Below are 4322 nucleotides of genomic sequence, written 5' to 3' on the forward strand. Positions count from 1 at the left end.
ATCGCGGCACCGGTGGCCTCGTCGCCGGAGAGCTCCAGCTTGTCGAACGCCTTGGCGCCGGCCTGCAGCAGAGCCACGCCACCGCCGGGGACGATGCCCTCCTCGACGGCCGCCTTCGCGTTGCGAACGGCGTCCTCGATGCGGTGCTTGCGCTCCTTGAGCTCGACCTCGGTCGCCGCGCCGGCCTTGATGACGGCCACGCCGCCGGCCAGCTTGGCGAGACGCTCCTGGAGCTTCTCGCGGTCGTAGTCGGAGTCGGTGTTGTCGATCTCGGCGCGGATCTGGTTGACCCGGCCAGCGATCTGCTCGGCGTCGCCGGCACCGTCGACGATGGTGGTCTCGTCCTTGGTGACGATGACCTGACGGGCACGGCCGAGCTGGTCCAGCGTGGTGGACTCCAGCTTGAGGCCGAGGTCCTCGCTGATGACCTGGGCACCGGTCAGGATGCCGATGTCGCCCAGCATGGCCTTGCGGCGGTCACCGAAACCGGGCGCCTTGACGGCGACCGAGCGGAACAGACCGCGGATCTTGTTGACGACCAGGGTGGCCAGGGCCTCGCCCTCGACGTCCTCGGCGATGATCAGCAGCGGCTTGCCGGCCTGCACGACCTTGTCGAGAACCGGGAGCAGGTCCTTGTTGGCGGACACCTTGGAGTTGACGACCAGGATGTACGGGTCGTCGAGGACGGCCTCCATACGCTCCGGGTCGGTCACGAAGTACATCGAGGTGAGGCCCTTGTCGAAGCGCATACCCTCGGTGAGCTCAAGCTCCAGGCCGAAGGTGTTGCTCTCCTCGACGGTGATGACACCTTCCTTGCCGACCTTGTCCATCGCCTCGGCGATCATCTCGCCGATCTGCGGGTCACCCGCGGAGATGGAAGCGGTGGAGGCGATCTGCGCCTTCGTCTCCACGTCCTTGGCCAGCTTGGACAGCTCCTCCGAGACGCGCTCGACGGCGGCCTCGATGCCCTTCTTCAGGGACATCGGGTTGGCGCCGGCGGCGACGTTGCGGAGACCCTCGCGTACGAGAGCCTGAGCGAGCACGGTGGCGGTGGTGGTGCCGTCACCCGCGACGTCGTCGGTCTTCTTGGCGACCTCCTTGACGAGCTCGGCCCCGATCTTCTCCCACGGGTCCTCCAGCTCGATCTCCTTCGCAATGGAGACACCATCGTTGGTGATGGTGGGGGCGCCCCACTTCTTCTCCAGCACGACGTTGCGGCCCTTGGGGCCGAGGGTCACCTTGACGGCGTCCGCGAGCTGGTTCATGCCGCGCTCGAGACCGCGCCTGGCGTCCTCGTTAAACGCGATCATCTTGGCTGCCATACGGCTAGACCTCCCAGAGACAGGGTGGCTTGCACCGGACCGAGCCGACGCCCGCGACGGCATGTGGGCCCACGACTCCGTTCGGTGGGCCCCATCGCCTCGATCCAGGGTTGGCACTCTCTATGCGCGAGTGCCAACAATGTGTTTAGCACTCTACCTTGTCGAGTGCAAGCCACGATCCCTTGACCTGCGCCGCGCCGGCGCGGACATCCGCTCCGGGCCACGTCAGCGCATGCTCCGCGTCATGCAGGCGTGCGTTCCGCGCAAAGCGAAGACCCGGCTCGCCGGTTGGGGAGGCGAGCCGGGCCTAGGTGGTGTGGATCCAGCGGACTGCGTTGCCGCGGGGTCCACCGACCCCTCCCTGCGGGTTCACGGGACGGCCATGTCAGACCGCCCGGACGGACTCCGCCTGGGGACCCTTCTGACCTTGGGTGATCTCGAACTCGACTCGCTGGCCCTGCTCGAGTGCACGGTAGCCATCCATCATGATCGCGGAGTAATGGACGAACACATCCTTACCACCGTCTACCGCGATGAAGCCGTAGCCCTTGTCCGCGTTGAACCATTTGACGGTGCCCTGCGCCACTTGCGACTCCTCTTACTGGACTTAAGGACGACGCCCATTCCTCGCGCGAAGTCCTCAATCTCCGGGACGGACTTCGCCACGTCGATCGTTCTCGACCATACCTGTGGGAACCGGTAGGGCAACAGAGTCAAGCACCAAACTAGCTCTTTACAAGAGCATTTAGTACGAGAGCACAGTTTGACTATCACTATTAGTTAGTTAAAGATTACATTATCTTTCCCCACCGCGAATACCGGTTTACCCCACAAAGCAGGACACCCGCACGCGGCCGGAGCCGGGCGGGTGTCATGGAGAGGCGCCGCGAGCGCCCCGGAAGGTGAGGCGGGTGCGACCGGCGCAGCGCGGGCGGGGCGGGACTCAGCCCCCGGCGACCGCCGGGATGATGGAGATCTGGACGCCGGAGGGCGTGGCCGTGTCGAGGTTGTCGGCGAAGCGGACATCCTCATCTCCGACATAGACGTTGACAAAACGGCGAATCTTACCCGTTTCATCAAGAATCCGGGCGCCGACCCCCGGGAAGTCCGCGTCAAGCTTCTGGAGGACGTCGCGCAGGGTCTCACCCTCTCCGCTCACCTCGGCAGCACCATCGGTGTAAGTCCGGAGAATCGTCGGAATCCGCACAGAAACGCTCATAATTCAGTACCTTTCACGATTTCTAGGCGATTGCCGCACGGAATGCGTCAAGAGAGGGGCGGATCACAGCGGTGGGGCGCGCCTCGGCGGCCACCGCGTCGAGGGTCTTGAGACCGTCACCGGTGTTGAGAACCACGGTCTCCGCCTCCGGGTCGAGCCTCCCCGCCGCGACCAGCTTGCGAAGCACGCCGACGGTGACACCTCCGGCGGTCTCGGCGAAGATGCCCTCGGTCCTGGCCAGCAACCGGATCGCGTCGACGATCTCGGGGTCGGTGACGTCCTCGACCGCGCCGCCGGTACGGCGGGCGATGTCCAGCACGTACGGGCCGTCGGCGGGGTTGCCGATCGCCAGCGACTTGGCGATCGTGTCCGGCTTCACCGGGCGGATCACGTCATGGCCCGCCTTGTAGGCGGCGGAGACCGGGGAGCAGCCCTCGGCCTGGGCCGCAAAGATCTTGTACGGCCTGTCCTCGACGAGACCGAGCTCGATCAGCTCCTTGAAACCCTTGTCGATCTTCGTGAGCTGGGAGCCCGACGCGACCGGCACGACGATCTGGTCGGGAACGCGCCAGCCGAGCTGCTCGGCGATCTCGTACGCCAGCGTCTTGGAGCCCTCGGCGTAGTACGGCCGGAGGTTGACGTTGACGAAGCCCCACTTCTCGCCCAGCTCGTCGCCGATGAGCTCCGAGCAGAAACGGTTCACATCGTCGTAGGTGCCCTCGATGCCGATGAGCCTGCCCCCGTACACGGAGGCCATGACGACCTTGGCCTGCTCCAGGTCGGCGGGGATGAACACGCAGGCGTCCAGCCCGGCCCGCGCGGCGGCAGCGGCAGCGGCACCGGCCAGGTTGCCGGTGGAGGAGCAGGAGAGGGTGTGGAAGCCGAAGTTACGGGCCGCCTCGACGGCGATGGCCACCACGCGGTCCTTGAAGGAGTGCGTGGGGTTGCCTGAGTCGTCCTTCACGTGCAGCGAGCGCATGCCCAGCTCACGGGCGAGGTTGCCGGCGTTGACGAGCCTGGTCCAGCCGGGCTCCATGTTGGGCTTGGCGGCCACGTCGGCGGGGACGGGCAGCAGCGAGCGGTAACGCCAGATGTTGGCCGGCCCCTCGGCGATCTGCTCCCGGGTCACCCGCCCGAAGTCGTAGGCGATCTCAAGGGGCCCGAAACACTCGGCACAGGCGAAGCTCGGGCCGAGGTCGTAGCGGGCACCGCACTCGCGACAGGACAGGGCCACGGCGGGGCCGAACTGCTGGTTTTGCGTGTCTTCGACACGACCAAGCGAGGTGGTGGTGTTCTCAGTGGTTGCGAGCGCCATGAAGCGAGGCCTTTCCCTCATCTTCGTCTGCGGACCACCCTGGTCACAGACCGGAATTGGCACCTGTCCCGGCCGACCTCGTGTCGATCACGAGTCTTGAACCGGGATGGTTGCCGGGGCTTCGCAGGGCCGATCCCTCCACCCCTCTGGATGAGCAAATATTCAGTTGGAAACCTGACACGCAGGTCCTAAGCACTCTACATCGCCGTTCCGCCGTCTCGGCCACCTGTCTCACCCTGCGAGACAGGGCGTGTTACCTGCCGGACAGAGCTCCCCAGCCCCGGGGGCGCTCCGCCACTGCCCGCAGGCACCGCACCACGGTGGACGTCCCGTGGAACCTCCCGCGGAAGGCAGGTCAGGGGGCTTTGGTCTTCAGTGTGTAGGGGCTGGAGCCGCTCACGGAGACCACCTGGTAGCGGTAGAAGCCGGGCGGGCCGGTGTAGCTGATCTGCTCGTCGGGGCCCGC

At 66.1% G+C, this 4322-nt stretch carries 4 protein-coding genes and 1 riboswitch; all 4 genes read right to left on the bottom strand.

The annotated features are described in order from the left end of the window. Nucleotides 1-1322 (bottom strand): chaperonin GroEL (gene groL / locus ABZ260_RS47550; RefSeq protein ID WP_355631616.1); only part of this gene is annotated, 1322 nt, incomplete at its 3' end. 385 nt (nt 1323-1707) lie between these two features. Then, on the bottom strand, nt 1708-1908 hold the full coding sequence (locus tag ABZ260_RS47555; protein ID WP_012895270.1) for a cold-shock protein: 201 nt from the start codon (nt 1906-1908) through the stop codon (nt 1708-1710). A gap of 357 nt (nt 1909-2265) precedes the next feature. Next, nucleotides 2266-2541 (bottom strand): MoaD/ThiS family protein, encoded by a 276-nt coding sequence (locus tag ABZ260_RS47560; RefSeq protein ID WP_355569551.1) that lies wholly within the window; start codon nt 2539-2541, stop codon nt 2266-2268. Between the two features lie 22 nt (nt 2542-2563). Next, nucleotides 2564-3856 carry a threonine synthase gene (thrC, locus tag ABZ260_RS47565; protein ID WP_355569547.1) on the bottom strand — a complete coding sequence of 431 codons (1293 nt, stop codon included), beginning with the start codon at nt 3854-3856 and terminating at the stop codon, nt 2564-2566. 14 nt (nt 3857-3870) lie between these two features. Then, a riboswitch (SAM riboswitch) is annotated at nt 3871-4013 on the bottom strand. Nucleotides 4014-4322 lie beyond the last annotated feature (309 nt).

This window comes from Streptosporangium sp. NPDC006013 (assembly GCF_040614275.1).
In the GTDB taxonomy this organism is placed as follows: Bacteria; Actinomycetota; Actinomycetes; order Streptosporangiales; family Streptosporangiaceae; genus Streptosporangium.

Coding starts and splice junctions, on each gene's coding strand:
- ABZ260_RS47560 (WP_355569551.1), bottom strand. CDS start 2,541: ATGAGCGTTTCTGTGCGGATTCCGACGATTCTCCGGACTTACACCGAT.
- thrC (WP_355569547.1), bottom strand. CDS start 3,856: ATGGCGCTCGCAACCACTGAGAACACCACCACCTCGCTTGGTCGTGTC.